The sequence below is a fragment of the Lactiplantibacillus sp. 7.2.4 genome (assembly GCF_018991185.1).
Lineage (GTDB): Bacteria > Bacillota > Bacilli > Lactobacillales > Lactobacillaceae > Lactiplantibacillus > Lactiplantibacillus pentosus.
Map to the genome: position 1 here is coordinate 21,032 of NZ_JAGYGS010000005.1, position 22,182 is coordinate 43,213.

Consider the following 22,182-nt stretch of genomic DNA (forward strand, 5'->3'; position numbering starts at 1 on the left):
TCAATCACCCCCTTTTTGGCCAGCTGTTACGACTTCTGAAAGCCAGCCTACTAAAAATAAAGCTACGGCAATCGCTAGAACGCCCTGTGCCTGCCCAAATAAAAAGGCTGCATATACCCCAGCAATCATACCCAGAATGAAACATAGTACATCAAAATAATGCCAGATAGTTGCAAAAAATTGTTTAAAAATCATCAATATCATCTCCTAGCAATCCTGACTCCGGGTTATTAAACCATTCAAGGACTTGTTTTTCGTTCATACGTTCGACCTGTTTATCAGGATTGTTTACGTCTGAAAAGTCTTTAAAGTGATACATGGCTTGGAATAAGGCATCAATTAACGCATCTACCACATCAATCTTCAATGTGGCCTTAGCTTTATCGACTTGAATACCAATTTTGTCTTCATAAATTTCAGCATTTAGTAATGCCTTTTCCATAATTCGATCATCCAAATGGTCTACCGAGCCTTCAACAAACATAGTCTGCAAAAACTTAGTTGGATCTTTCAATTCACTAGTTCGCTGCCGAATGGCTTGCAATGGCCACCCCGAGTTCAAATCTAGCTGCTTGATTGTAGGCGTTAGCCCCCACGCGTCGTAACCAAAGAAAACAACTTCCAGCCGGTGCCGCTCAACAAAGTTGAGTAACCACTGATAAACTTGCTCATCATTAATCAGCCCTTGTGGGTGGCTACTAATTGTACAAAATCCCTTTTGAGCTAAGTCCCGATAATTAATACCGTCTTGCTTTTCTTTAGCTTCAATCGAACCGGCTTTCTGCCAAGGAATAAAGCTATGCTGATAAATAAACCATCGTGGTTTGTCATTATTATCAAGATAAGGAAATACAAACGCTAGCGCCGTGTTATCACTAAACATCGAGTAGTCAAAACCAATATAAACTTGCCGATCATCAAAAATAAATGATGATATAATAGCTCGCTCAACGTCAGGCAGTTTCAAGAAGCTGTCGGCCGATTGTTCTAGCCACAAGTTAAGGTTTTTATTTTGGAAATCGTTGAGTGTGCCCGACAAAGCGTCAGAATCGCGCTTATCTGTCAAGCCGTTCAGCAACACTTCTCGTTGGCTCGGTAAATCTAGTAAGGGATTACTTTTAACCCACATATCAGGCTTATAAGTTTCATCAAGATTGTCCTGCGACCAAATAAGACCCAAATATGTATCAGCATCGCGTAAATAATCTTGTTCCATGGCTTGCTGAATCATACGCTCATCATCGTGAAACGGAACAGTGGGATCAGGATATGCCGTTGAAATTTGAATAAATTGCTTATTACGCACCTTAACTTGCCCTGAAACAATCTTAGAAATTTTTTGCCGTGTCTTAATTTCACCAATCTCATCAAATATAGCTGTTGTGAAATGAAAGCTATCATACTGACCAGCCTCATGGCTAATCGCCCGTAGCTTGTTATTAGTCTTGCTCATTGTTACTTGATCGGCCTGTGATGATAACGTCCGTGTATCTAACCCACTATCTTTAATTAGTGTTTTAAATGGTTCAATCGTTGCAATCTTTGCCAGCATTGACTTAATGTAGCCCAGAATCTTACTTGTTTGTTTATAATTAATAGAAGATACTAAGTAATCTTGGTTAGACAGTCCCAACGATTCAATTAAATAGCTATAAGCAGTGATAATCGCCATAAGGTAAGTTTTGCCTTGGCCACGTGCAACCGAAACAATGGCTCGTGAAAAACGCTTGCCACCGTCATCATTGCGCCAACCAATCAGCATTGCCATAATAAACTCTTGCCATGGCATTAGTTTTGTGGGTTCGCCAGTATCAACATTCGGGCAAATTGCCGCAAACTTCAAAACCTGTGAAACTTTCTTAGTTGAATAATGAAAGGAAAAGTCAACACTTCCCTGGCGCTGTAAATCACGCAAATGCCGTAGTGCAGCTAGCTTAATCAAATAACCGGTAACAATGTCACCATCTAAAACTGAGAAAGCATATTTGGTACCAGCATCGTTATAACGTGCTTTAATGGATTGCCAATCAATTGATTGGTAAACACCCAAGACATCGTGTGTCTGTGTTAAATCAACTTTCATAATTACCGCCTATCCTAGAAATTCTTTCATACGATCACTAATACTTCGCTCGTCTTTGTGGTCATCTAAGTTTAATTTTAGCAAATCACTACGTGACTTAGGAGATAGTCCCAATTCAGCGCCTAACTTTGTTAGATTTTTAACGGCTGAATCATAGATTTGAGTCATGGGATTACGCTTGTAACCCACGAAGTCTCGACCAATTTTTTTACCGGTCTGATCTTGTAACGTTTTATAGATTGCTTGGACTTCACCGTTTTCCTGGATATGTTTATACGCATTGCGATAAATCTCATATTGGGAAGCATATTGCTCTACAAGCCCGCTATCAATGCGCTTAACCGGGGTATTATCTTCTAAAAAAGGCACTAATCGACGCCAAACGACCTTAGCTTGCCGGCCTAAGTATGCTGGCGGTGTGCGCGTTAATTGACCGTCGTTGACGTCTTTATCCGCTTTTTTCATTTTATCTGCCTCCTTTTATTATTGGTTGCCCCCCCTACCTAAAAATTTTCAAAAATTGTTTCTATCACAAGATGACGGCAATGTGTGTGCTCTTCTCGGGACGTGTTAGGGGGCGGGGGTTGTTTTAATTCTCATCGTGACTAACTACATTCATAAAATTAAAGCCGCTCAAATCGAACGACAAGTGCCAATAAATTGATTTAACTTATTCCAAACTTTATTTCTCATTTATTTAATCCATGACGCCGGATTAACCTTTTTAGTAATCGTCTCTGCATCCAAGTAAGCTTGCCACTAATCACTTCTAAAGGTGCAATAGTCTTATCTAATACCACAACTTTATCAGTGGCACCTATTTGCTTATGCCACATGTTTATAATCGCATCCTTTTGCTGTTGGTCTAGGATACCATTGAAGTGAATAATCCACAGATTGATTGATTCAATATAATATGATTTCAATACCTTCACTCCTTATTCATCAACACAACGATTGCTGATACATCATTGATCGGCGTTACGCTTTGCAACTCGTTGCCTTGACCAGTGCCATAGTATGATTGCTCCCAGTCCGTCTTAGCACGATGACAACTCCCACAAATTACAGCTAAGTTAGCAATGTTAGCTTTCAATGTTTCGTCAAACTCAATCGGTACAATATGATCCACAGTCTTAGCAGGCGTGATGACGCCTTGCACTTTGCAGTAAGCACACAAGTAATGGTCACGCTCTAAGACTTGTTGCCTTAGATGTGACCATTGCCTTGTACGATAGAAGCTGTATTGCTGACGCTTGTCTTCATTGCGATAACGCGTGACCGTGTTGTACTTGTGTGTGTATTGTTTGTCATTGCTACGTGCCCAACGCTGCCGACTAGCCAAGTACTCAGCTTCGTGCTCATAGTGTTGCTGACAATAGTGGTCAGGGAATGCAACCATTGCATGGCAGTTAGGATAGCGGCATCTTCTTGTTCTTGGCATGTTGTTTCCTCCGTTTCCTATCCAAACTAAAAGCGCCATGCTGTTTAGCACGACGCTTCATCCATTTATCTAAGTGGGCATCCATCTCCGCTTCTTGTGGCGTGACGTAGCCGTATTTTGTGTTAATCAGCTTTGGCATGAGTTGCCTCGTTGCTTGAACAGAATGGATATTGTACCCCGAATAGCTCTAGATTAACTTTTTTCCAATCATTCTCAATAGCCTCGTTGTCTTCTATATTCATTGTAGTTCCTCCTAATCGTATGTACTTAAAAAAGCCTGACGTCAGCCAGGCCTATGTATTGTTGCCTCATAAGATGGCGATCCTGTTATTCAACAATACAATTTAATATCATACTATATTTAGTATTATTTGAGTTGCAATACACACTATTTACTTTACTAAAAAGAGCCCAACTAAATGTCAGGCTCCTAAACACAGTTGTTATCAGAAAAACGATTATAGTTTTTGCAACCATGTTTGATTATGTTACCACAGCGCACATGTTTCCGCATGTAATTTGGTGGCCAGATTAATTGCGCCAATTATGTGCTTGGTAGGGATTTGCACCCTACATGGAGCCACCCAATATACGCTGCCAATGGTCTTAAGCATTCCACATACATATACTCTCTCACATGGATGAATTGTGCGCGTCTACCTATTCCGCCACAAACACACTCCGCTTTAAGCTTAACGGTAACTATATCGCTGGTAGGACTCGAACCTACATTCCATTGTGGCTTACCAATTAGCCCACAGCGAATACCAGTCTGTAATTTGGAGGATTACTTCATGCACGTCAATCACATTTGGCATACTACCAATTTAGCACGATTATAGGGGTCGAAAATACGCAATTAATACGCGATTTCATATAATCCCAATCCCTTAGCACATTCCATAATAAACTCATTTCTTAATTTAAATGCCTTAGTATGACTAACGTTGATTAAGTGGTTTGTAATTAGTCCATCAATCGTGTATTGCTGATGTTTCTTAAAATATAGTTCATTTACGATTACTTCAGTGTCAGGGCCGACACTATCTAAGCAATCGTCAATCACTTCCCGCTGATGTTTCAAAGCATTAATGCGCCGATCATCGTCAATTGTAATGAGCGTATTTAACGCCGTATCTGGATACTTGTATTGTGCCTTGCCACCTCCAACATTATCATCACGTGGTACAGTTGGATAACGTAATTCCTGTTCACGTTTCTCGATATACTTGTCAATCTTGGGATAGTCACGTAGAATATCTTCAACTTTTCTAATCGTCGTTCGTTTCACTACCAATTCCCCTTTCACTCAACTCCATAATGTCAGCAATGAAGTCCTAGCCAATTTGTGCCTGTTGCTCAGTTGTCAGTGCCACGTTAATTTCCAGGTTGGCAACTGTGGCTTTCGTTTGGATTGCTTTGGCGTATTCGGTGTCAGTCATGTTCTTCCTCCAATTCCACCTTATCCCAGTCTAATGGAATATCTTCACGTTGCTTTAGCTGTTCAATTTCTTTTAGGGTAAAACATGTTTGACAAAACTCTGTTTCACTTTTACCAAACAGAAAAGCACGTAGGGTATCTACATTTAAATTAAGATAATCTTCAAACGCTTTTACACGATACTTTTTCTCGCCAATCCGTTCGTCTAGCGGCGTCATTGCTAGTTCTGACAGAATCATATAAAGCTTGTTGCTAGATGGTATAACCGAAAACATCTCAGGATAACCAACATATATACCATATTCGTAATCACCACTAACATAAATAACGTGTGTCCTTCCGTTATACGCAACATCAAAATCTCCACCACGCATGTCAATATCATACTTACTTGACAACGCCTTGATCTGTTTCTCTGCTTCACTATATTTCATTTTTCTTCCTCCACTGTGTATCCGTCTATCCATGCACGGGCAAAAGTATCTTGGTTACCACACATAATCCAGTTGATAGTCGTGCTTCCTTGTGTTCTAGTTATTTCATGCTGATAAACTATTCCGAAAATTTGGTCAAGTCCGCGGTGGTGCTTTTTCCAGTCCTCAATTGATAGGCTAACTTCCTCTGGAATTACTGGCAGTTCGGTATACGTCTTCTTGAATACATCATCTTTAATCGCCCAAGTTTCTCCATTAATACCAGTTGCAATCCAATCGCCGACTTCTATGTCAAAATATCCTTCTAATGTTTCGATTCCAAATGTGCCACCATCTGCTAAATAAATTGGTTTATCAAGCTCATACTTATCAACCATCTCATAGCTACCATCAAACTGTTCAGCCTTAATAGTGGCCGTTTTTCGATAAATTTTAATCATCTGTGTTCCTCCAATAGCTCTGGGTTATTGTGCACATTGCCGATAACTTCAAATTTATTATTCCAAGAATCATGTAAGCACGGTTCAATAACATGTAGCCTTAATGGTTTTAAAAACATGCCTGCTCTCCCGAAATAATCTTCTGAAACGATTTCATTGACAGTTGATTCCATTGTTAATTCACTCACATCTGACCACACTTTTACAATATCACCAACGTAGATTTCCTTGCCGTTCACGTCTGTCAGGCCGGTAAACTGTTCAACATCATACCGTTTATTATTTAAGAAGGCTCCAAAGCAACACTCGTCATAGCTAGCATTATCGCCATCATCATATTTTACGAACCCGCTCAACGTGTCATAAGCGTCTTGCACATTGTAAAGATAGATTTCGTTTTCCTTGTCCCACGCTCTAAACTTAATCATTTTTATTCTCCAATAGTTCTGGGTTAGTATGCACGTTGTCAACATATTCGACAAAGACTGGCAAGATCATTTGGGTCAGCTCCATTTCTTTGCCAATGAGCTTCATCTGGTAATCGTCAGTCACGATCCATCTAGCATTCTTCGCCCATAAGATGTCGCCAACATTAATTTTTCTACCATTCCTATAATTCATTTGTGACCTCCTGTTTACGTTTTTCGATAAAAGGTGTATTACTGAATACTCTTCCTAGAAACACTTTAAAATCAGCCTTTAAGCAACTCCGGATTTTCGTGCACGTTGCCAATAACTTCGATATCACTTTCAAAAGCTGCCGTGCCTAAAACATTGTCATCATCAAACACTTTCTGCCTGTCTATTTCAAATTCTGGGGTAAAACCATCTCTCATATACTTAATATCGCTTATCACATTGATACTTAATATACGAACAACATCCCCTTCATAGATATCCTTGCCGTTCACGTCTGTCAGGCCGGTAAACTGTTCTACTGTCTTAGGGTCTACCGGAACCCACCAAGACGGCCAAAACGCATCTTCTTCAGCTTCAAGTACATCACCAATAATTAAAGCCCCATCACCATTTTTTGCATAGTCTCCATAAACAAATTTCCCATCAAAATTTACACCATCAATTGAGCTAACATCTTCTAATGGAATCCCTCTAAACTTAATCGTCGTCGCCATCTCCATTATAAATAACCAAGGCCGACGGGAATGGTGCTGAGTCACCACTAACTCCGTCTACTTCAAATTTCAATCTACCTCGTAAAAGCTTAATTTCAGCATGATTGAAAATATAGTCATGCCAGTAGCTAGTATCAGTTCTTGACGGAATCAACATCACTAAAAACTGATCGTGTTTTAATTGTGTTTCAGATGCCTTTTTAACCCACAGCTTTAGTTCTCGGCCATATGGTGGATTCAAAAACAGATTTCCTGATAATCTTTCCCAATCTTGCTCTAACGAATTATCATCACTAGTGAAATAATGGCCACATTTAGCGTTGCCATCGCTCGCAGCCAAATCCCATTCAAAGTGATATTTAGCATTTAATCGATCATAGAAATCCTGGGGCGTTTCCCAGTCTTCTTTGTTTGATGTAAATAGTGCCTTGTTGATCATTTTCAATCCTCCCTGAACGCCCACTTATTAATGTTGTACGGCTCATATTCCTTGGATAATTGCTTGCCATCTAAAGCTTTAGCTTTATTTGCTTCGGCATGTTGCTTCATGCGCCGGTGCTTCCGTTTAATAGTTGAACGCTTCTTAGTGTGTTTAGGCATTCTCGTCCTCCGTAATGTAGTATTTGTTTTCGTCAATCGCACGAATACGTCTATCAATCCAACTGTTACTCCGTTTTAGCTCACGAGACGTCCTAGTTTTCCCTTGCTTGCCTTTCATGACTAATTTAATGGCATTATACTGGGTACGCGTAATCTCCGTGTAATCGCCTGATACGGCCTTAATTCCGGGCATCTTATGCAGGTTAGCTAGTTTGCTTGGTGGCACGTTATCCATGCTACCATACCTCGCCTCTAGCTTATGAATGGCTTCCAGCTCTTTAAGCCAATTTTTGCTTGCCATAGACTAACTTCCTTTTGATTCTAATTTAGCCAAACGATCGGCTAAACGTTTGCGATCATCGTCACTAATGTGATTACTTGTTCCATGATTAGCATTATGTTGTGACTTTTGGTCTTTAACCCATTGAGGAATGATTTCTTTACGAGTGTTCTTTTGATAACCCCTGTTTTGTGGCTGAGGTGTCAAATCTAATTCATCATCAAAGCGTCCGTTAAACCAAGTTGCGCCATTTAATGGGTGATACCAGTCAGAGTTAAGCTTGATATACTGCTTATAGCGGTCTAACTTGTTAAACAAATATTCATTCGTGTGATCAACTGATTTTTTCCGCCAAGCCTTGTAATGATTGAAAGCTTGTCCCTTGCCTTTTTTATTTGGGTAGGCTTGCCAAATTTCTTCAAAATCTTTTTCAAGTTGCACAAGTGGTGTGGCGTTAGCCGCACTATGTTTTTTATTACTTGTATTATTAACTGTAGTATTAATACTTGTATTATTATCTCTCTGGTTTTTCGGTGTAGGGGTACTCTGGTTTTTCGGTATACCCCCCACCGAAATTCTGATATACCTATGCTCGATTTCACGTGTACCCTCTTTATAAATTACATCACGTGAAATATGACCATTGATTTCTAGCGCCTTTAACCACGTTTGAATTGTTGACTTAGCCACCCCATACAAATCTGCAAAGTAGCTATCGCTTGCCCAGCAATACCCTTTTTGATTACATAAGGCTGTTATTTCACCATACAATAATGACGCTTTTCCCGGAAGGTTGTTGTCGTACCTAACGCTTGCGGGAATAATGGCGTAATAGTTTGGTCTTTCAACTTTTTCCGTCATATCAGTTCCTCCAATCATGGGCATTCCACCCACCCGGTGTATTAGTCACTGCTATATTTACCTTTCAAGCCAATTCGTTTTAATGTTTCTTTATCTAGTTTTATACCATCTACCGGGACGTGGTATTTTGCACTAAATGCCACGGAGCCAATTTGCTCAATCTCGCTGTGATGGACTCGACACAATGCCATAACGTGCCGTTTGGTATGGTCAACGTGTGTTCTGTTCAAGCCGGCTCCAATAACGTCTACATGATGGATATCAGCACGATTACCGCAGATCATGCAAACTCGATGGCGGCAACACTGGAACAGGTAATACTCTTGCTCACGTGGCAATAGCTTATAGCCTTCCTTGAACGGCACGTGCCACTCAAACATGAAGTCGATGACTAGGTCGAGTAACTGGTTAGCATCGCTCACAGACGATTCTGTGGTGTCTGACAGGCTAATCTGCTTGCCAAACGTGTATGACTCATACTGCAAATAAAACAAGTTTTTCAAGAAGTCTGTCGGCATACCTGACCACGTATAGATGTCACTAAGCAACGCGAAGAACAAGCGTCGTTGTTGTGGACTAGCTTTACGTGTGTCAGCTAATTCAGAGTACGTGTAGTATTCGTCATCAGAACCACTTACCGTCTCAACATGGTCAAGGTTAGGCTTATGGGTGAGCTTCTGAACCTGATACCACTCGCCATCTTTTTCAATTAACTTAGTCGGTAGCAGTTCCACGCGAGCACCTCAACTTAAAATGGCAAGTCATTGTCCGTAATATCAATCTGGCCGCCATTATTTCCATACTGGTTTTGATTGTTATCATATTTTCTATTGTTGCTATTGTTTGAGCTGTGGTCATTACTATTAGCACTTTGATGATGTTCAGATTCAGCACGTGATTCAAGCAATGAGAAGTTATCAACGACTACTTCAGTAACGTAAATACGAGTTCCCTGCTGATTTTCATAGTTTCTCGTTTGAATGTGACCATCAATTCCAATAAGTGATCCTTTATGTGTGAAATTAGTGAAATTTTCAGCAGCCTTCCGCCAGATGACACAGCTAATAAAATCAGCTTCACGTTCTCCATTTTGATTTGTAAATTGACGATTTACAGCAATCGTGAACGTTGCAACCGCAGCACCGCCATTCGTATAACGTAATTCTGGGTCTCTTGTAAGCCTACCAACTAAAACGCTTCGGTTAATCATGCCTTGTCACCCGCCTTGACTGTTAATTTTTCAAGTTGTTCTGTGATTAGCTTAATCAATGAATTTGCCATGTCATGACGCAATGCACCAATTGTTGTTAACCCCAGATACCCCTTCTGAACATCCTTTGCTGGTTTACCAGTAGTTTTAGCCATTTCGTTAAACAGATTAGTTAACAATTTTTGTTGATTATGATTGGCCTGTTCGAACTGCGGTGCACCATCATTTGCTGACTGACCATCATCATCGGTTTCAGAATTAACGCCAAACGTTGTACTCAATGAATATCGCCGTGCATAGGTCATGGCGCTACCGACATCTTGCGCTTTGCCACTTGTTTTGATTTCAGTCCATGATGATTCAAATTGATAACCGTCTTTGTGAAAGACAATTGTTCTAACCGATACAATACCAGCATTTGTCTTAGTATCTTGAAGCCAAGCCAGTCCTGTTCCTTTGATTCCTTGGTTGATAGCTTTAATCAAATCTTTTAACATAACATAATCATATTTTGTGCTTTTATAACTAACATGTCCGTTTTCTTTTGGTGCAACAACTTGCTGTTGGAATAATGCCAATGCACTAGCAAATGCTCCCATAGCCTTAGCTTCTTCAAGACTCATTAGTTCACCGCCTCAAATTTAATACCATTCTTTTTCATATATGAAGATAGCCCCCACATCTGGTCTTTAGTGGCTGTAATTTTCAAAGTTCGAGTAAGGGACACTACTTCGCCAGTGTCTGTATCGACAATTTTGCCGGTACTCGTTTCTTGCTGATGCTCCGCAGCCACTTGTTGTTTAAGCTCTCGCTGACGTTCACGTTCTTTGGCTGATTCAACTTGTCGGTCAATTGCCTGCAACAAGTACTGGACGTCCTGTCCTTGCTTCAACTGGTCAATCCATGGGATGGGATCAACGTCGACTGCTTGAGCATACTTGGTAATCATCGTTGTGGCAGTAGCCAACTTATCCTTGGCTTGCTTTACCACCGTCATCGACGATGCAACTTCTTGAGTGATTTGTTTGTTGCTGATGCTCTTATTCAGCCAACGAGGATCGAATTCAATTTCATCCACCCCAACGTCGTAATTGGGTGCCATTTCAGCAATCAAGTCCATCACGTCAGCTTTGCGTTGTTCACGGCGTTGAACCTCCAGCTCACCAAGCCCTTCATCAATCGGATCAATGATCATGTCGATGCTGGCTTCAAGCTTTTTTACCTCGGTTTCAAACTCACGTAATGGTTGATTATAATTTCGTTTGATTTCTTTGCGCCGATTATCAAGCGCCTTTTTGAGCTTGTTCAATTTGGCTCGCACTTGCTTGCTGTCAGTTACGTTATCTTCGGTGATTACTAAATTCGAGTAACGCGATACATATTGCGCAATGGACGCCTGCAATCCTTCCAAGTTGTTAATTTTGATTGGTACCGGTTGATAGTCCACCGTATAGTCTGGCAGATTAATTACTTCATTCGCCATTATTTAAGCCCCCTATCGATCATAAGTGTGTTTAAGTCCATTGCTTTAATCATGTTGTCTCGCATCTGACGTAATTCTGGCGTTAATGCGTGTGGATCAATCGATGCAATCAGTGCAACACCATGGAAAATGCAATGCTGTTGTTCTAAATAAGGTAATGGTTTTTCCATAATTACTGTCCTCACTTTATAGCTTTTTTAATATATGGTTGTGCCAAGTCAATGACTACATGATGGCCATCTGGTTCCAGCAGCAGCTTGTATTGGTAGTTATATAAATCAGTATCGATGGAATCCGTATTTTCTTTCAGTTGTGTACTGGCTGCCCTGAAGCTGGATTGTAAGGAACTACTATGTTTATAAAGTCGGTAGCATCCATCTGATTTTGATTTTTGAAGATCTAACAATAATTGGTTTTGATAATACTTATAAGTAACATATTTAAATGCCTTGTCATTTATTACATCGCTTGCAGCAGCATTAAAAGCCATAATATTGGAACTAATTGAAACCAATGGAAATGGAGTCCTTCTTCTCCCAAGTCCATTCGAATCTAAGCTAATAAATTTGCCGTAATCTATTGATGTCATAACTACCGTCCTCGCTTTCTTAGCACTTGCAAACGAGACTGCTTTAGAATAGAGTAGATGTTGGTGTTAAGCATCTCTTCCATTAGTCCATCGTTAGCCGCTACTAGCGATGGCTTTTTTTGCGCTCGTTTCCATTCGTTAACTGGTAAAATTGATACTTTTTGCATGATCATTCCTCCTAATACATTGGTGGCAATGTAAACGTCCAGTTCTCATCAGGATTTCCATCTGGCTCGCAGACATTAATATCGTGTTCCTGCAATTCGCCAATAAATTCTTCTGAATAGCCAAAGCACGGGCGCCGCTTAATGATTCCATCTGTATCGTAAGTGATAGCATTAATCAGCTCACGTTCGTCTGCACGAATCGCGTTATACTTACGTGCTCTTAACGCGTGCTCAATGTCTTCTTCATACATATTGTTTCCCCCTAAATTCCAAACCAGTTTCTAATCTCCCGGCGCTTGTACCATACGGATGTTAGCGCCCAAGTTAATACTGCTACTTCTACCATGGCAATTCCTCCCAATGAGATTCCAAAAAGTCAGCCATCACGCTAGCCTTAAACTTCCAGGCACTGCCACGTCCCCTGTGAATTATTTGACCTTGTTGCTCCATACGTCCAATCTCACGACTGTACTTAGGATTTTCAAGTATGTTCTTTTTCAACCAATCAATTGACTTGTTACCGCACCAGATTCGTAAATCTGCCATAGTCCAAGTACGGCCATTCATAGTCTGATCCAGCAACTTGTTATACGTATCTGCATCAACTAATACATATTGATCCATATCTTTAACGTGCATCGGAACTGTTGCCACTTTTAATGCTTGCATAATAGAGTCTCCTTTCTAATTTCATATTGCTAATCCTTCCATGCTGGCTTAGTTGTATACTTGACTTATTCCAATTAATCGAGGTGATAAATATGAAAAGCTCTCATCGCGAACATGAAATGGCACTATATGCCGCTCAAGCCATGACCATTTCAGATATTGCTGAAGAAAAAGATAAGGCTAAATCTCATCACTATACGTACGATGCTCGATTAGGAATCGAAATATTCGAAGATAACTATAAGCATGCCCTCGAACATTATTCGGGACGCTTTCCCGATTAATTAACCTTTTCTTCTTCCTGTTTGGCTTCAAGATCTGATTGGATAGCGCCTATTAGCTGAAAGGCCTCCTTATACGACAGATCATTGCTAAACAGGATTTTTTCTATTTCTGATTTGGCCTTTGAAAACCTATCAGATTTTAAAAATGCTCGCGTGTCCCATTTACTCATATTTGCTTCGCCTCCTATGCTGGCTGTTCATTTAAGTAAAGGTCGCTCATACCAAGCATGTCCGCTGCTTGTGCTAAAGCGTCGTAGTTCGTCGCTTGAACTTCGCTAACTGTGCTCGGCTCCCACTTACCACCGTTAACCCGAGATTTAAGGTTAGGGTTCAACATCGTATCGTTATACTCAAGCAAGAATTTCAGTGCTTCACGTACATTTTCAAATTCCATTGTTTTACCTCCTATGCTGGCTCCTTGTCGAATCGAAGTGACGTCTGCCGAATAATCGTCTTAGTTGCTGTAGACGGCTCCCAATCATTAATGAAGTCCATTACCATCTGGTAGTCCTTCTTGCGTAGCATTGACCGAGCACTCACGTTAGCAATCTTCTTGATTCCACTGCCGATATCTTTGAACAGCTCGCCTCGTTGTTTCTGTGTGATATGGCCATAGCTATGTGCAACTTCCGACACGCGCTGATTAACACGCCGGTTAAGCGCACTATATTCAGGATTAGGAATAACTTGGTTCTCTTTGAGGTCTTTCACATCGCCCTCCACGCTATCCAGGCGCTGATTCGTTTCCTCATTGGCTTGCAGTGCCAATCTTGCAATCTCGCGTGGTGATGTTGGCAATTTCACTTGTTCTTCCATAGAGTTGAAGGCTTCAATGTATTTGAGCTTGAACGCATCCGCCTTTTTACCTGTAAACCCGAAAGCAATGAAACTGAACCCGTCACGGTTCATGTAATACATTGGATTAGATTTACCACTTCGGTCTTTATAAAATCCCTTGGAAAACATCGAATCGTACTGAGCCGAATTTTCGGCTGAGTCCAGTTTGTTTTGGATTGCCTCCATAACATGCTTATGTTGCTTGTCAAATACCTCTGCCACTTGCAAGCTACTAGTAACAGCTTGCTTATTCTTCATAATTACTAAATCATTCATGTGGGTCATTCCTTTCTATGCTGGTTGTTTAACCTTATATTCCAAATTCGTTAATCATACTAATAATTAGTGCAGTAGCTTCTGGCCCTTTTGCTTTCCCGCTAACCACTTGTTGAATCCATTGCGGAGTTTTGCCAAACAATATTCCGGCCATACGATAAGTAATACTTTTTTCTGTCATATATTTTCTAACCGCCTTACGTCCAGGCTCAATATCAATCAATAAAAACATCTCCTTTTTTGTAAAGTAATTTATCAAGTATTATTGACTTTAATTAAACTATAGTTTAATATTAAGGCATATTAAATAAGCAATTCAAAACCAACTACTACCGCAATTCCTCGCCAAAGTTATTGTTTTGATAGGCGTGTATTTTGTTGCTTGATTACTTGATGAACTAATAATACAACTATAGTTTAATAATTGCAACCATTTTATAACTAAAGTTTATTTATTGTTCGTCAAACATGGGAGAAATACCATTATGACAATGTTTGATAGAGTAAAAGAAATCTCTAAAAAGAGAGGGTTAACCCTTGCCCAATTAAACGAAAAAGTGGGATTTAAACAGAATGTTATTTATTCGTGGAAAACAAAAACACCTTCTGTCGACAAGGTCAAAGCCGTTGCCGATGTTCTAAATGTTTCTGTTGATTACTTATTAGGTAATACAGATAACCCAGAGCCCTCCACTTCATCTGATAACTTGACAAAGAATCAAAAATTAATTGCCTACTCTATTGACCCAGACATATCAGATGAGGAACGTCAGGCCATAATAAATATGGTCAAGGAAGCAATGAAATTTCGTCGTAGACTGTAGGTGACCGGTATGACAGACTTGGAAAAGATTGAAGATATGTATCCACAACTTAAATTTTGGGGTATCGAAGTCAACAATCCACACTATCATGGCTGTATCGTCGGCACTGACGTCTATATCAATACTCTTCAAGATGACATTGATTGGCTTAAAACAGCATTACATGAGGCTTCACACTACGAAAATGATAGCGGCAACCTAACAAACGCAAGATTAGTGGAAGTATTACGTGCTGAAGGATATGCTGATAGGCAATCTATACGGAGTTTCAATATTATGTTTGGATAACTTATAGACCAGATACGGATGTCGGTAAAAGCTGAAATTTATTGGAGGTATTGTGTTGTGTCAAAAAAAATAAAGGGAGCAGACGGTCAAACCTATAAGATGGTAAGCCCATCAAATAATGAGGTCAGAAAAAGGACTATAGAAATAGTTTTATCTGTAGTTAGTATGATTGTTTCCGTCATCTCGCTAGCATCTGGTTTTGGAGCGGCTGCGTTTGTCGATGCTTTCGGTGGCGGTGGTATTTATACAGGAAAACTAGTTCTAGGAATCCTGTTATCAGTTCTCGCTTTTTCTTTTGTCTTCTTTCTAAACAAAAAGCATACTTTATTTAGCTGGGCAATAATCGTTGTCGGCATTATCCTACTATTACTTTGTGGAGATTTCGGTATTGCTGGCGGAATCATGTTTATTATTACTGGGATTATTGCACTTATTAGAAAGTAGGGACTGAAATGGCTAAAAAAATTCAAGATGAAAACGGGAATACTTATGTAGCAGTGAAACCATGGTACAAGAAATGGTGGATCTGGGTTATAGTTGTAATTCTAGTAATTTTTGGAATTGCTGCGTTTACCGGCGGATCAGATGATTCTTCTTCCAAAACTACGACCACCAGTTCAAAAGCAACTGCTCACAAAACTACGACATCCGAAACTAAGCCTGCCGCAACAGCTTCAAAAACTATCAGCGTTGACTATGATTCATACAATGTAGCAAATGAAAAGACGTATAAAATTAATTATTCAGATACATCATGGAACGCAGCCACTGTTAAAGTTGATAAAGTAACGGTCTACAAATTATCCCATTCGTATAAATATAAATCAGCAAATGATGGTACTTTCCAAGCTTCTGGATTTGTTCGTATTCACTTTGTAATTTCGCCTACTAGAGACATATCCATCTATCCAACACAAGGGACGGCAATTTATAGTAACGGTGAACAACATGAAGCAGATTCTTTAGAATCGTGGGACGGTGACATCGCCAAAGGTGCTACAAAATCTGGAAATGTAACCATTCCTGTTAAGAGCTTAGATTCCACTTCGTCACTAAAAAGTATAAGGTTTAAGTTTGATGCCAATTATGACACCGATAATATGGATGATAACAATTCTGATAAGACCTTCGATATCACGTTAAATATGTAAAATGTTTTTAGCCCGTTACCAGCCTAGCGGGCAACATGCGAGCGTAGTTCAACGGTAGAATAGTACTCCTTTGAGTTGCTGACTAGATACTTTCAGATGCAGGTTCGACTCCTGCCGCTCGCGTTGTAACAAAAAAGCACATCCACTCCCGCCAAGAAGATGGATGTGCTTAACTTGAATAAATACTAACGGGACTGTTGCACCCTTTTGCCCTTCTAGTATATCACAAGGAGTAATTTATTATGGCACAAATTAAACGTGTGAAAAAAGGTTACCTAGTAAGAATTTCGTATAGAGATCATGCAGGAAACTACCTAAGTAAACGAAAAACCTTCACCCGTAAACGAGACGCAGAGGAATTTGCTAACTCATTCGAAGTTAGTAAATTTTCTGGTGAACTAGAAAAGAAGCCATCTATTGAGTTCTCTAAGTACTTCTATTCGTGGTATGAGACGTACCGCAAGCCTAATCTCGCCTATATCACGACTCGTAGATATGAATTAGTCCATACTGAAATAGAAAATTACTTTGCTCATGCACGTATTGCAGATATTACTCGTAGGGATTACCAAAAATTCATAAACCAATATGGTAAAAATCATGCGAAAGATTCAGTTAAGAAACTGCACAATTTAATTAAAGCTTGTGTTGGCAATGCTGTTTTTGAAAAAGATGTTGAAACTGACTTCACTTATAACGTAATTATCACTTATGATAAAAATCGTAGTCTTAAGATTGATTACCTAAGTCTAGCTGAGATTAAGCAACTAACAGCTTATGTACAGAATCACCTCAATCCTCGTTACACGTCACAATACATGATCATGACTGCCATCTTTACCGGGGCACGATTAGGAGAAATCATGGCACTAACTTGGAAAGACATTAATTTCACGTTCAATACTATCTCAATAAATAAATCATGGAACTATGTTGAAGGTGGTGGATTCAAGCCAACTAAAACCGAAAGCTCAAATAGAACCATCCGTGTTAACAAACAATTTTTAGATAGTCTGAAAGCACTTAAGGCAAATAACCGAGAAATGGTATTTGAGAACGTTGCCCATGACATTCCAACCTCTAACGGCGTTAATAAAGTTCTACGCTCTGACTTAAAAGCATTGGGCATCACACGAAAAGGATTTCACTTTCATAGTCTGCGGCACTCTCACGTTGCGTTCCTGCTCTCTCAGAACATTGACCTATACATTATATCGAAACGTCTTGGTCATTCTGATATTGGCACCACGTCCCGGATATACGCATACCTAATCGATGAGTATAAAGCACGCTCAGATGAAAAAATTTCTGGTTCCTTAGACAAACTTTTTAATAGCCCACAGACTGAAAAAGAAGCGAAAACTAGTATTCATTTTTGATAATAAATATCCATTTAGTTGCATAAACAGCAATTCGAAAAAAACGCGTTTTTTCAAATTTGTCTTTGCTTGTCGCTGATGTCTTCAAAATACTGTTATAACAGTATTAGCTATGTCTGCCTGGGGCATAATTAGTCATAAGAGAACATTTCAAAAGTAGGAATCCCGTTAAATCAACGTTTAGCGAGATTCCTATTTTTATATTGCATGAAAAATACTAGTACAAAAATAGTTTTTACACGTTCAACACCGGATTGCATCAATGAATAGATAATGTAAGATCAAGAGTTGTAAGCATCCATCTCTTTTTAGCATCACTGATTTGCTTCACTTTCTTGCCTTAGATAAATGGTTTGTGATTTAGTCTCGCCCTTGCCTAGCAAACAGTCAATAAATTGTATAATAAAAGTCGCAACCCTGAATGCGCAGGGTTGCGACCTCTTGTACTAATACTGATTAAAGTGAGTTACTTTTCCTTCTTCTTGGTTGGCTTGACCATTGTAATTAGTCCGGCAAGCGCAATGCCCAACCAAGGCCACCAATTCGTGGTACCTGCATTGTGTTCATCCGTTTGTGGTAATTGTGTGGGTGAACCAACACTAGGTTGCTTGTTTGTTTTGGTGTTAGTCGTTGATTTCACACTGTTAGTAGTTACTGATTGATGTTTTGCGACCGTTGCATTAGCACCGTTCTCATGGCTCACAGTATTTGGCTTCGCAACCTCATTTTGCCCTGAGTTGTTGTCAGCGTCATGGATTGTGTCAGCATCAATTTGATGATCTGTATTTAAATTATCGTTAGATACTGCATTATCATCAGCCTTGTCGCCTTGGTGGTCAGAATTAGTGTTGATATTGACATTATCGCCTTGGTCACCCGATCCATTGTTGGCATCGTCATTACTGCCTTGGTCACCCGAACCATTGTTGGCATCGTCATTACTGCCTTGGTTGCCCGAACCATTGTCCGTGTTACCATTACCGCCTTGGTTATCTGAACCATTGTCCGTATTACCGTTGCCGCCTTGGTTGCCCGAACCATTGTCGGTATTGCCATTGCCGCCTTGGTTACCCGAACCGTTGCCCGTATTACCATTGCCGCCTTGGTTGCCGGAACCGTTGTCGGTATTGCCATTGCCGCCTTGGTTACCCGAACCGTTGCCCGTATTACCATTGCCGCCTTGGTTACCCGAACCGTTATCCGTATTACCGTTGTCGCCTTGGTTACCCGAACCGTTGTCGGTGTTGCCATTGCCGCCCTGGTTACCTGAACCATTGTCCGTGTTGCCATTGCCGCCTTGATTACCCGAACCATTATCCGTATTGCCGTTGCCGCCCTGGTTATCTGAACCATCGTCAGCAGCAATCAACGTAATCTTTGTCTTCGCTGAATGCATTTTACCTAGTTGGTCCACAAGCTCGTAAGTGAGCTGGTAAATTCCTGGGCACCGCCAATCGACATCACCAGTAATAACAACTGCTTCGTTGATTGAACGACCATCCACATCGGTTGCTGCTAAAATATTAGCAGTTGCATCCCACTTCTGGCCGACTTTCAGCGTGACTGCTGTCGTCCGCAATTTAAGACTGGCCTCATTTTCCAATACAATAATCGTGGCCGTTGCACTATGGTCATGACCAAGTTGGTCTAAGAAATGATACGTTAACAGATATTTGCCGGCTTGATTCAACTCGACAGTGCCCTGCACGCTCACTTGCTCACTCGTCTGGGCGCTACCGTCAGAATCTAGCACTTCAGCCACGTTTGATAATGGCGCCCAAGTTGCGCCAGCACGTAAAGTCACCGTTTCCGCGTGTAAACGCAATAACGCCTGATCAACAACAATTGGTTCAACGACTGTGACCATCGCGACTGCTTGTTGCTCATGGCCTCGCATATCCGTGAAATGATAACGGACTTGATACGTCCCTGGAGCTGCTGTGTCAACCTGCCCATCGATGACTAAATCAGTTGACGCAATTTCGTGCCCATCCACATCACGGGCCAGTTGTAAGTTAGCTAATGGCTGCCACTCATCACCGACCGTCAGTGCGACCTGATCATGTTTTAGCAAAAGTGCCGCCTGGTTAGCTAATACGTTTACGGTCGTTACCGCCTGCTGCAGCTTATTCTGCTGATCAACGAAGCTGTATAAAACGCGATACTGACCGACGACGTTTGGATTAACGCTCCCAGAAATCCTGAGCTGGTCTGCCGTTACGGGTGTCCCGTCAACATTCGTCGCTTTGACCACGTTTGCCATTGGCTGCCACTCATCACCAGCATAGAACGTGATATCGTTTGCAGCCAACTTCAGTGCGGACTCGTTTGGTAACACACTGACTGTTGTGGCTAATTTTTGCAAGTTCCCGTTACCATCGATGAACTGATAACTGACCTGATAACTTCCGGCCACCGTTGTATCAACGATTGGTAGTGCGCGTGACCGCATCATCATCAAACGCAAGCGCTGATTTAATTTTGTCACATTCACCGAAATGCGATCTTCAGCTATCGCCTGGCCATCCATGTCAGTGGCACTCACGAAGTTCATCATCGGTTCCCAAGTATCACCAACATGCAATGTAACCGCTGTCTTCTCAACCACAATCGTCGCCTGATTTTCAGCAACTGTCACCGTGAACTGGGCCGTCCGCAAATGGTCTAACTGGTCAGTGAATTGGTACGTTAATTCATAATCACCGACTACCTTTAAATCATAGTGACCGAGAACTTGTAGCTGGTCAAACGTGATTGCACTGCCATCGACGTTTTTAGCACCGCCAAAGTTATCTTCCGGTTGCCACTGACGATTGCCCAGGTAAAGTGTAACGTGTTGTTGCGTCATTGTTAGCGCTGCTAAGTTGTCCAAGACCGTTACCGTCGCTGTTGCACGATGCGTCTGATTGAATGAATCCGTGAAAGCATAGTTGACCAAATACGTCCCAGGCGTTGTTGAATCAACCGCATTCGTGATCTGCATGGTGGCTAAATCAATGGCACGACCATCAATATCAGTTGCTGCCGCGATATTGCTTTCAGGTTGCCAGCGATTATCTCCTGCACGAAAACTAAGTTCAGTCTGGTTAAGTCGCAAATTGGCATAGTTTGCCAACACATTCACTGGTACGATTACTTGTTGCACTGTGCCTTGCTGGTCCGTGAAACTATATGTGACCTTGTATTGACCGACTGCCTTTGAGTCAACCGTGCTGGTGATGTCTACATCAGCCAAATCAACTGGTGTACCATCGACATTTGTCGCACGATCAAAGTTGTCTTTTTCAGACCATTTTGCACCAATGCGGAAACTTTCAGCTGTGGATTTGACCTTAATACCTGCTAAGTTTGCTAGTACCTCAACTGGAACTTCAATGCTTCGAAGCTTACCTTGTTGATCAGTGAAACTATATGTGACCTTGTATTGGCCAACTGCTGTTGAGTCAACCGTACTGGTGATATTTACATCAGCTAAATTAATAGGTGTCCCATCAACATCGGTCGCACTATCGAAGTTATCCTTCTCCGACCATTTTGCACCAATCCGGAAGCTTTCAGTCGTTGATTTGACCTTGATGCCGGCCAAGTTTGCCAGGACATCAACCGTAACCTCAGCTTTTCGAAGCTGCCCTTGTTGGTCTATGAAACTGTACGTAACCTTGTATTGACCAACTTTTTCCGGGTCAACGGTACTGGTGACGTCTACATCAGATAGAGCAACCGCTGTACCATCTACGTTCGTCGCACTTTCGAAGTTATCCTTCCCCGACCATTTTGCACCAATACGGAAACTTTCAGTCGCTGATTTAACTTTGATACCAGCTAGGTTTGCCAGCACTTCAACTGGAACTTCAACGCTTCGAAGCTGGCCTTGTTGGTCTGTGAAACTATATGTGACCTCGTATTGGCCGACTGCTTTCGGGTCAACTGTACTGATAATGTTTACATCAGCTAAGTCAATTGGCGTTCCATCAACATCTGTCGCACTATCAAAGTTATCCTTCTCAGACCATTTTGCACCAATCCGAAAGTTTTCAGTCGATGCTTTGACTTTGATACCAGCCAAGTTCGCTAGTACATTAACCGTGACATCAGCCTTTCGAAGTTGTCCTTGTTGGTCTGTGAAACTGTATGTGACTTTGTATTGGCCAACCACTTCTGGATTTACCGTGCTCTCGACATCAACATTAGATAAGCCAAGCGGAGTACCATCCACATCTGTCGCACTGTCAAAATTGTTTTCCTCCGACCACTTTGCACCAATGCGGAAGCTTTCTGTCGTTGACTTAACTTTGATACTAGCTAGGTT

Annotated in this window: 36 protein-coding genes and 1 pseudogene; 7 read left to right on the plus strand and 30 right to left on the minus strand. The window is 41.0% G+C overall.

Going from position 1 to position 22,182, the window contains the following annotated elements; all coding sequences use genetic code 11:
• The 25 genes from KGF70_RS02660 to KGF70_RS02780 all read right to left on the minus strand — a co-directional run bounded on the left by KGF70_RS02660 (position 1) and on the right by KGF70_RS02780 (position 12,834).
• On the minus strand, positions 1-195 hold the full coding sequence (locus KGF70_RS02660; RefSeq protein WP_003644528.1) for a DUF1056 family protein: 195 nt from the start codon (positions 193-195) through the stop codon (positions 1-3).
• Positions 185-2,083 (minus strand): terminase large subunit, encoded by a 1,899-nt coding sequence (locus KGF70_RS02665; RefSeq protein WP_216768177.1) that lies wholly within the window; start codon positions 2,081-2,083, stop codon positions 185-187. The genes KGF70_RS02660 and KGF70_RS02665 overlap by 11 nt, the downstream gene beginning before the upstream one ends.
• 9 nt (positions 2,084-2,092) lie before the next feature.
• A complete protein-coding gene (locus KGF70_RS02670; RefSeq protein ID WP_216768178.1) occupies positions 2,093-2,548 on the minus strand; it encodes a phage terminase small subunit P27 family in 456 nt (151 codons plus the stop codon).
• 224 nt (positions 2,549-2,772) lie between these two features.
• Positions 2,773-3,009 carry a hypothetical protein gene (locus KGF70_RS02675; protein WP_216768179.1) on the minus strand — a complete coding sequence of 79 codons (237 nt, stop codon included), beginning with the start codon at positions 3,007-3,009 and terminating at the stop codon, positions 2,773-2,775.
• Between the two features lie 5 nt (positions 3,010-3,014).
• Positions 3,015-3,527: an HNH endonuclease gene (locus KGF70_RS02680; RefSeq protein ID WP_216780915.1), complete on the minus strand. Its 513-nt coding sequence runs from the start codon at positions 3,525-3,527 to the stop codon at positions 3,015-3,017.
• Complete coding sequence (locus KGF70_RS02685) at positions 3,496-3,666, minus strand: hypothetical protein (protein ID WP_216780916.1); 171 nt, start codon at positions 3,664-3,666, stop codon at positions 3,496-3,498. Before KGF70_RS02685 ends, KGF70_RS02680 begins: the two co-directional genes overlap by 32 nt.
• Before the next feature lie 720 nt (positions 3,667-4,386).
• Complete coding sequence (locus tag KGF70_RS02690) at positions 4,387-4,818, minus strand: transcriptional regulator (protein ID WP_216786407.1); 432 nt, start codon at positions 4,816-4,818, stop codon at positions 4,387-4,389.
• Between the two features lie 143 nt (positions 4,819-4,961).
• A complete protein-coding gene (locus KGF70_RS02695) occupies positions 4,962-5,402 on the minus strand; it encodes a hypothetical protein (protein ID WP_216768184.1) in 441 nt (146 codons plus the stop codon).
• Entirely contained in the window at positions 5,399-5,842 is a 444-nt protein-coding gene (locus KGF70_RS02700) for a DUF1642 domain-containing protein (RefSeq protein ID WP_216768185.1), read from the minus strand. The genes KGF70_RS02695 and KGF70_RS02700 overlap by 4 nt, the downstream gene beginning before the upstream one ends.
• A complete protein-coding gene (locus tag KGF70_RS02705) occupies positions 5,839-6,270 on the minus strand; it encodes a YopX family protein (protein ID WP_216768186.1) in 432 nt (143 codons plus the stop codon). Before KGF70_RS02705 ends, KGF70_RS02700 begins: the two co-directional genes overlap by 4 nt.
• Positions 6,263-6,463, minus strand: a complete 201-nt coding sequence (locus KGF70_RS02710; RefSeq protein ID WP_216768187.1) for a hypothetical protein — start codon at positions 6,461-6,463, stop codon at positions 6,263-6,265. Before KGF70_RS02710 ends, KGF70_RS02705 begins: the two co-directional genes overlap by 8 nt.
• Before the next feature lie 71 nt (positions 6,464-6,534).
• On the minus strand, positions 6,535-6,975 hold the full coding sequence (locus tag KGF70_RS02715) for a YopX family protein (RefSeq protein WP_216768188.1): 441 nt from the start codon (positions 6,973-6,975) through the stop codon (positions 6,535-6,537).
• Entirely contained in the window at positions 6,959-7,414 is a 456-nt protein-coding gene (locus KGF70_RS02720; protein ID WP_216786408.1) for a phage N-6-adenine-methyltransferase, read from the minus strand. The genes KGF70_RS02715 and KGF70_RS02720 overlap by 17 nt, the downstream gene beginning before the upstream one ends.
• A 2-nt stretch (positions 7,415-7,416) precedes the next feature.
• Positions 7,417-7,575 (minus strand): hypothetical protein, encoded by a 159-nt coding sequence (locus KGF70_RS02725; protein ID WP_216768210.1) that lies wholly within the window; start codon positions 7,573-7,575, stop codon positions 7,417-7,419.
• Positions 7,568-7,810, minus strand: a complete 243-nt coding sequence (locus KGF70_RS02730; RefSeq protein WP_253954771.1) for a hypothetical protein — start codon at positions 7,808-7,810, stop codon at positions 7,568-7,570. Before KGF70_RS02730 ends, KGF70_RS02725 begins: the two co-directional genes overlap by 8 nt.
• Before the next feature lie 69 nt (positions 7,811-7,879).
• A complete protein-coding gene (locus KGF70_RS02735) occupies positions 7,880-8,716 on the minus strand; it encodes a helix-turn-helix domain-containing protein (protein WP_216768191.1) in 837 nt (278 codons plus the stop codon).
• 41 nt (positions 8,717-8,757) lie between these two features.
• Positions 8,758-9,450: a putative HNHc nuclease gene (locus KGF70_RS02740; protein ID WP_050339251.1), complete on the minus strand. Its 693-nt coding sequence runs from the start codon at positions 9,448-9,450 to the stop codon at positions 8,758-8,760.
• A 14-nt stretch (positions 9,451-9,464) separates the two neighbouring features.
• Entirely contained in the window at positions 9,465-9,926 is a 462-nt protein-coding gene (gene ssb, locus KGF70_RS02745) for a single-stranded DNA-binding protein (protein ID WP_216768192.1), read from the minus strand.
• Positions 9,923-10,549 (minus strand): ERF family protein, encoded by a 627-nt coding sequence (locus tag KGF70_RS02750; RefSeq protein ID WP_216768193.1) that lies wholly within the window; start codon positions 10,547-10,549, stop codon positions 9,923-9,925. The genes ssb and KGF70_RS02750 overlap by 4 nt, the downstream gene beginning before the upstream one ends.
• Positions 10,549-11,409: a DUF1351 domain-containing protein gene (locus KGF70_RS02755; protein ID WP_216786409.1), complete on the minus strand. Its 861-nt coding sequence runs from the start codon at positions 11,407-11,409 to the stop codon at positions 10,549-10,551. The genes KGF70_RS02750 and KGF70_RS02755 overlap by 1 nt, the downstream gene beginning before the upstream one ends.
• Positions 11,409-11,579, minus strand: coding sequence for a hypothetical protein (locus KGF70_RS02760; protein WP_175365126.1), 171 nt, complete (start codon positions 11,577-11,579; stop codon positions 11,409-11,411). The genes KGF70_RS02755 and KGF70_RS02760 overlap by 1 nt, the downstream gene beginning before the upstream one ends.
• Positions 11,580-11,590: 11 nt before the next feature.
• Entirely contained in the window at positions 11,591-11,998 is a 408-nt protein-coding gene (locus KGF70_RS02765; RefSeq protein ID WP_065674637.1) for a hypothetical protein, read from the minus strand.
• A 2-nt stretch (positions 11,999-12,000) separates the two neighbouring features.
• Positions 12,001-12,165 (minus strand): hypothetical protein, encoded by a 165-nt coding sequence (locus tag KGF70_RS02770; RefSeq protein ID WP_216786410.1) that lies wholly within the window; start codon positions 12,163-12,165, stop codon positions 12,001-12,003.
• Positions 12,166-12,176: 11 nt separating this feature from the next.
• Positions 12,177-12,416, minus strand: a complete 240-nt coding sequence (locus KGF70_RS02775; RefSeq protein ID WP_216768196.1) for a tagatose-bisphosphate aldolase — start codon at positions 12,414-12,416, stop codon at positions 12,177-12,179.
• Positions 12,417-12,504: 88 nt separating this feature from the next.
• On the minus strand, positions 12,505-12,834 hold the full coding sequence (locus KGF70_RS02780) for a DUF771 domain-containing protein (protein ID WP_216768197.1): 330 nt from the start codon (positions 12,832-12,834) through the stop codon (positions 12,505-12,507).
• Between the two features lie 92 nt (positions 12,835-12,926).
• Between KGF70_RS02780 and KGF70_RS02785 the strand changes: the two genes are divergently transcribed.
• On the plus strand, positions 12,927-13,118 hold the full coding sequence (locus tag KGF70_RS02785) for a hypothetical protein (RefSeq protein WP_021336779.1): 192 nt from the start codon (positions 12,927-12,929) through the stop codon (positions 13,116-13,118).
• On the opposite strand, the gene KGF70_RS02790 is transcribed toward KGF70_RS02785, so the two are convergent.
• The 4 genes from KGF70_RS02790 to KGF70_RS02805 are packed head-to-tail and all read right to left on the minus strand — an operon-like array spanning position 13,115 to position 14,454.
• Positions 13,115-13,288, minus strand: coding sequence for a hypothetical protein (locus tag KGF70_RS02790; RefSeq protein WP_003638300.1), 174 nt, complete (start codon positions 13,286-13,288; stop codon positions 13,115-13,117). The two genes, KGF70_RS02785 and KGF70_RS02790, sit on opposite strands and share 4 nt — an antisense overlap.
• A 14-nt stretch (positions 13,289-13,302) precedes the next feature.
• Positions 13,303-13,512 (minus strand): hypothetical protein, encoded by a 210-nt coding sequence (locus tag KGF70_RS02795; protein WP_050339257.1) that lies wholly within the window; start codon positions 13,510-13,512, stop codon positions 13,303-13,305.
• 11 nt (positions 13,513-13,523) lie between these two features.
• Complete coding sequence (locus tag KGF70_RS02800; protein ID WP_044431040.1) at positions 13,524-14,231, minus strand: Rha family transcriptional regulator; 708 nt, start codon at positions 14,229-14,231, stop codon at positions 13,524-13,526.
• Between the two features lie 34 nt (positions 14,232-14,265).
• Entirely contained in the window at positions 14,266-14,454 is a 189-nt protein-coding gene (locus tag KGF70_RS02805; protein ID WP_044431044.1) for a hypothetical protein, read from the minus strand.
• A gap of 262 nt (positions 14,455-14,716) precedes the next feature.
• Here KGF70_RS02805 and KGF70_RS02810 point away from each other — a divergent pair, with 262 nt between their 5' ends.
• The 6 genes and pseudogenes from KGF70_RS02810 (at position 14,717) to KGF70_RS02835 (ending at position 17,873) form a co-directional block, all read left to right on the plus strand.
• Positions 14,717-15,055 carry a helix-turn-helix domain-containing protein gene (locus KGF70_RS02810; RefSeq protein WP_033609542.1) on the plus strand — a complete coding sequence of 113 codons (339 nt, stop codon included), beginning with the start codon at positions 14,717-14,719 and terminating at the stop codon, positions 15,053-15,055.
• A 9-nt stretch (positions 15,056-15,064) separates the two neighbouring features.
• Positions 15,065-15,343: a hypothetical protein gene (locus KGF70_RS02815; protein WP_015380505.1), complete on the plus strand. Its 279-nt coding sequence runs from the start codon at positions 15,065-15,067 to the stop codon at positions 15,341-15,343.
• Between the two features lie 57 nt (positions 15,344-15,400).
• Positions 15,401-15,787, plus strand: a complete 387-nt coding sequence (locus KGF70_RS02820; RefSeq protein WP_027822123.1) for a hypothetical protein — start codon at positions 15,401-15,403, stop codon at positions 15,785-15,787.
• Positions 15,788-15,795: 8 nt separating this feature from the next.
• Complete coding sequence (locus KGF70_RS02825) at positions 15,796-16,494, plus strand: hypothetical protein (RefSeq protein WP_216768198.1); 699 nt, start codon at positions 15,796-15,798, stop codon at positions 16,492-16,494.
• Between the two features lie 37 nt (positions 16,495-16,531).
• Positions 16,532-16,617 (plus strand): annotated as a pseudogene (locus KGF70_RS02830).
• A 119-nt stretch (positions 16,618-16,736) separates the two neighbouring features.
• Positions 16,737-17,873 (plus strand): site-specific integrase, encoded by a 1,137-nt coding sequence (locus KGF70_RS02835; RefSeq protein WP_216768199.1) that lies wholly within the window; start codon positions 16,737-16,739, stop codon positions 17,871-17,873.
• A 466-nt stretch (positions 17,874-18,339) separates the two neighbouring features.
• Here KGF70_RS02835 and KGF70_RS17720 read toward each other — a convergent pair whose 3' ends face one another.
• Positions 18,340-22,170 carry a bacterial Ig-like domain-containing protein gene (locus tag KGF70_RS17720; RefSeq protein ID WP_367114989.1) on the minus strand — a complete coding sequence of 1,277 codons (3,831 nt, stop codon included), beginning with the start codon at positions 22,168-22,170 and terminating at the stop codon, positions 18,340-18,342.
• Positions 22,171-22,182: the final 12 nt, after the last annotated feature.

Bases quoted from the DNA above. Each gene is read 5' to 3' on its own strand.
- KGF70_RS02785 (WP_021336779.1), top strand. From the start codon at position 12,927: ATGAAAAGCTCTCATCGCGAACATGAAATGGCACTATATGCCGCTCAA.
- KGF70_RS02770 (WP_216786410.1), bottom strand. From the start codon at position 12,165: ATGCAAAAAGTATCAATTTTACCAGTTAACGAATGGAAACGAGCGCAA.
- KGF70_RS02735 (WP_216768191.1), bottom strand. From the start codon at position 8,716: ATGACGGAAAAAGTTGAAAGACCAAACTATTACGCCATTATTCCCGCA.
- KGF70_RS02665 (WP_216768177.1), bottom strand. From the start codon at position 2,083: ATGAAAGTTGATTTAACACAGACACACGATGTCTTGGGTGTTTACCAA.
- KGF70_RS02710 (WP_216768187.1), bottom strand. From the start codon at position 6,463: ATGAATTATAGGAATGGTAGAAAAATTAATGTTGGCGACATCTTATGG.
- KGF70_RS02685 (WP_216780916.1), bottom strand. From the start codon at position 3,666: ATGCCAAAGCTGATTAACACAAAATACGGCTACGTCACGCCACAAGAA.
- KGF70_RS02790 (WP_003638300.1), bottom strand. From the start codon at position 13,288: ATGAGTAAATGGGACACGCGAGCATTTTTAAAATCTGATAGGTTTTCA.
- KGF70_RS02835 (WP_216768199.1), top strand. From the start codon at position 16,737: ATGGCACAAATTAAACGTGTGAAAAAAGGTTACCTAGTAAGAATTTCG.
- KGF70_RS02765 (WP_065674637.1), bottom strand. From the start codon at position 11,998: ATGACATCAATAGATTACGGCAAATTTATTAGCTTAGATTCGAATGGA.
- KGF70_RS02760 (WP_175365126.1), bottom strand. From the start codon at position 11,579: ATGGAAAAACCATTACCTTATTTAGAACAACAGCATTGCATTTTCCAT.
- KGF70_RS02780 (WP_216768197.1), bottom strand. From the start codon at position 12,834: ATGCAAGCATTAAAAGTGGCAACAGTTCCGATGCACGTTAAAGATATG.
- KGF70_RS02705 (WP_216768186.1), bottom strand. From the start codon at position 6,270: ATGATTAAGTTTAGAGCGTGGGACAAGGAAAACGAAATCTATCTTTAC.
- ssb (WP_216768192.1), bottom strand. From the start codon at position 9,926: ATGATTAACCGAAGCGTTTTAGTTGGTAGGCTTACAAGAGACCCAGAA.
- KGF70_RS02730 (WP_253954771.1), bottom strand. From the start codon at position 7,810: ATGGATAACGTGCCACCAAGCAAACTAGCTAACCTGCATAAGATGCCC.
- KGF70_RS02720 (WP_216786408.1), bottom strand. From the start codon at position 7,414: ATGATCAACAAGGCACTATTTACATCAAACAAAGAAGACTGGGAAACG.
- KGF70_RS02755 (WP_216786409.1), bottom strand. From the start codon at position 11,409: ATGGCGAATGAAGTAATTAATCTGCCAGACTATACGGTGGACTATCAA.
- KGF70_RS02800 (WP_044431040.1), bottom strand. From the start codon at position 14,231: ATGAATGATTTAGTAATTATGAAGAATAAGCAAGCTGTTACTAGTAGC.
- KGF70_RS02750 (WP_216768193.1), bottom strand. From the start codon at position 10,549: ATGAGTCTTGAAGAAGCTAAGGCTATGGGAGCATTTGCTAGTGCATTG.
- KGF70_RS02660 (WP_003644528.1), bottom strand. From the start codon at position 195: ATGATTTTTAAACAATTTTTTGCAACTATCTGGCATTATTTTGATGTA.
- KGF70_RS02795 (WP_050339257.1), bottom strand. From the start codon at position 13,512: ATGGAATTTGAAAATGTACGTGAAGCACTGAAATTCTTGCTTGAGTAT.
- KGF70_RS02670 (WP_216768178.1), bottom strand. From the start codon at position 2,548: ATGAAAAAAGCGGATAAAGACGTCAACGACGGTCAATTAACGCGCACA.
- KGF70_RS02825 (WP_216768198.1), top strand. From the start codon at position 15,796: ATGGCTAAAAAAATTCAAGATGAAAACGGGAATACTTATGTAGCAGTG.
- KGF70_RS02680 (WP_216780915.1), bottom strand. From the start codon at position 3,527: ATGCCAAGAACAAGAAGATGCCGCTATCCTAACTGCCATGCAATGGTT.
- KGF70_RS02715 (WP_216768188.1), bottom strand. From the start codon at position 6,975: ATGGCGACGACGATTAAGTTTAGAGGGATTCCATTAGAAGATGTTAGC.
- KGF70_RS02775 (WP_216768196.1), bottom strand. From the start codon at position 12,416: ATGTATGAAGAAGACATTGAGCACGCGTTAAGAGCACGTAAGTATAAC.
- KGF70_RS02700 (WP_216768185.1), bottom strand. From the start codon at position 5,842: ATGATTAAAATTTATCGAAAAACGGCCACTATTAAGGCTGAACAGTTT.
- KGF70_RS02695 (WP_216768184.1), bottom strand. From the start codon at position 5,402: ATGAAATATAGTGAAGCAGAGAAACAGATCAAGGCGTTGTCAAGTAAG.
- KGF70_RS02815 (WP_015380505.1), top strand. From the start codon at position 15,065: ATGACAGACTTGGAAAAGATTGAAGATATGTATCCACAACTTAAATTT.
- KGF70_RS02810 (WP_033609542.1), top strand. From the start codon at position 14,717: ATGACAATGTTTGATAGAGTAAAAGAAATCTCTAAAAAGAGAGGGTTA.
- KGF70_RS02725 (WP_216768210.1), bottom strand. From the start codon at position 7,575: ATGCCTAAACACACTAAGAAGCGTTCAACTATTAAACGGAAGCACCGG.